Origin of the sequence: Rhodoferax sp., from assembly GCF_037143375.1 — a bacterium.
Lineage (GTDB): Bacteria > Pseudomonadota > Gammaproteobacteria > Burkholderiales > Burkholderiaceae_C > Rhodoferax.
Map to the genome: position 1 here is coordinate 1 of NZ_JBAWYV010000285.1, position 2,266 is coordinate 2,266.

General features: G+C 53.5%; 4 protein-coding genes and 1 pseudogene. 3 read left to right on the forward strand and 2 right to left on the reverse strand.

Going from position 1 to position 2,266, the window contains the following annotated elements; translation table 11 throughout:
• Positions 1 to 137: LysR family transcriptional regulator (locus WCG50_RS19045; protein ID WP_336901173.1), on the reverse strand; the 137-nt coding region annotated here is incomplete at its 3' end.
• A 73-nt stretch (positions 138 to 210) separates the two neighbouring features.
• On the opposite strand from WCG50_RS19045, the gene WCG50_RS19050 reads away from it, so the two are divergent.
• From WCG50_RS19050 to WCG50_RS19060, 3 genes are all read left to right on the forward strand, one after another.
• Positions 211 to 861 (forward strand): LysE/ArgO family amino acid transporter, encoded by a 651-nt coding sequence (locus WCG50_RS19050; RefSeq protein WP_336901170.1) that lies wholly within the window; start codon positions 211 to 213, stop codon positions 859 to 861.
• Positions 862 to 870: 9 nt separating this feature from the next.
• The gene (locus WCG50_RS19055) at positions 871 to 1,524 is read left to right on the forward strand and encodes an FMN-binding negative transcriptional regulator (RefSeq protein WP_336901171.1); all 654 of its coding nucleotides are present in this window, start codon (positions 871 to 873) and stop codon (positions 1,522 to 1,524) included.
• Between the two features lie 179 nt (positions 1,525 to 1,703).
• Positions 1,704 to 2,081, forward strand: coding sequence for a hypothetical protein (locus WCG50_RS19060; RefSeq protein ID WP_336901172.1), 378 nt, complete (start codon positions 1,704 to 1,706; stop codon positions 2,079 to 2,081).
• On the opposite strand, the pseudogene WCG50_RS19065 reads toward WCG50_RS19060, so the two are convergent.
• Positions 2,045 to 2,200, reverse strand: a pseudogene (locus WCG50_RS19065) (hypothetical protein); the annotation flags it as partial. The gene WCG50_RS19060 and the pseudogene WCG50_RS19065 overlap by 37 nt on opposite strands.
• Positions 2,201 to 2,266: the final 66 nt, after the last annotated feature.

Consider the following 2,266-nt stretch of genomic DNA (forward strand, 5'->3'; position numbering starts at 1 on the left):
CACCCAATGCGCTCCTCCAGCAAACGAATACGTTGTGACACCGCCGATGGCGTCACATGCAGTGCGCGGGCAGCCCGCTCGAAGCTGCCTTCCCTCACCACGGCGGTCAGTGCTGAAAGCGATGCGTAGTCCAACATGAAATTAGTTTTCCTAAACTGGATGAATGAATGATAGTTTGTCTTCATTTGTGAAAGCAGGCAAGCTCGGACTATGACAAATTTACCTGAATACTTTTCCGTAATCGCCCCTGCCTTTGTTCATGGTCTAGCTCTGAGCTTTGGGCTCATCGTGGCAATCGGTGCTCAAAATGCATTTGTGCTGAGACAAGGGTTGCGCCGCGAATATGTGGGCATTGTGGTGCTGTTCTGCGCACTGGCGGACGCTGTGCTGATTGCAGTCGGTGTCTTGGGAATGGCACAGGCCTTGGGTGAAAATCCGGGATTTGCACGCGCACTTGCGTTGGCAGGCGCTGTATTCTTGGCAACCTATGGTTGGCAGGCGCTTCGTCGTGCCAGGCAATCAAACCAGTTACGGACGGAAGAAACGGGCACAGGTTTGCGCTTGGCGGGTGTTGTTACCCAGGCGGCTGCCTTTACGTTGCTCAATCCCCATGTGTACCTCGATACCGTCCTGCTGGTCGGTAGCATTGGTGCACAGCAACCGGTTGCGTTGCGTCCGTGGTTTGTGGCGGGTGCGAGCGTTGCCAGTCTGTTCTGGTTTGGTCTGTTGGGTTTTGGTGCGCGCTGGTTGGCTCCCTGGTTTGCCCGACCAAAAGCATGGCAAGTGCTGGATGGTCTGATTGGCTTGACCATGTGGGTGTTGGCAATACTGCTGGTAAAGCACGCGCTGGCTGGCATATAGGAAATAGACATGTACGTTTCAAATCATCATCAGCTCAACGACCGCGACGCGGCCTTCTCCCTCATGGAGGCTCATCCACTGGGGGCTTGGGTTTGCCATTCAACAGATGGACTGGTTGCAAATCATGTGCCGTTCATCCTGGACCGGACGCGCGGCCCCCATGGTACGTTGATGGGGCACGTAGCGCGTGCCAATCCCGTTTGGCGCCAGCTTCTCAACGACACTCCGTCCGTAGTGATGTTTCAGGGAGCACAGTCGTACATCACCCCAGGTTGGTATCCTGGAAAGTCCGACCATGGAAAGGTCGTGCCCACCTGGAACTACGTCGTTGTCCATGCACACGGCAAGGCACGGGTGATTGAAGACCCACACTGGATTCTGGGCATGCTCAATCGCTTGACGGATTCCCAGGAGTCGCGGCAAACCTTGCCTTGGCGCGTGGGCGATGCGCCCTTAGACTTCATTGACAAGCTGATGCGTGGAATTGTGGGTATCGAGATTTCGATTGACCGGTTGGAAGGCAAGCTCAAGGCAAGTCAGGACGAGGATATGCAGGACAGGCTCGGTACTGTCAAGGGATTGCAATCAAACCACAGCGACCAGTCCCGGGATATGGCGGGACTGGTGTTGAGCACCATTACAAATGAAGCGCCGAAAAGTTGATTATTCCAGAAGTCAGCTATATTTTGTACTGTCGGTCTGCGCTTTCCGCCGTTGCTGAAACCCGATTTTCTCACTGGTTAAATGAAAACTGCGCCTCAGTCCGTTCAACTAAAACTGAAGGACCAAGCATCAACTTAACACGGTACCATCATCAGCATACACATCAACGGAATCTGTCAATGCCAATTACTACAAAACGAGTCGTTTTTTCGCTTGTTGGACTCCTCGCGACCACTGCGGTGGTCTTCGCACTTTATGTCTTCGCTGCCTTGAATTGGAGTTACTCCACCGGTGAACGAGCCGGGTTTCTTCAAAAAATATCCGATAAAGGTTGGATTTGTAAAACGTGGGAGGGCGAGCTATCTTTGGTCGCACTGCCTGGTGCTGCCCCCGAGAAATTCTTATTTACCGTCAGGGACGCTGAAGTTGCCAAGCAGGTCAATGCTGCCGTTGGTAAACGAGTCGCCTTGACCTATGCACAACACAAGGGATTGCCCACATCATGTTTTGGGGAAACTGATTACTTTGTTGTTGGCGTGAAGGAAATTAGTCCATAACAGCGCGGAGCTAACAGACACAGGGACAGTCGCTCCTCAAGAAACGCAAACGCGAATACCGCCACCAGCACCAAACTCAGTTTATCGACCGGCGCGACCTTGGATGCTTCACCCACTTGCCCGCGACCCAGTCAACTTCGTGGAAACACCGCCACCGGGATGGGCGCTTTGCACCACTTCCTGGC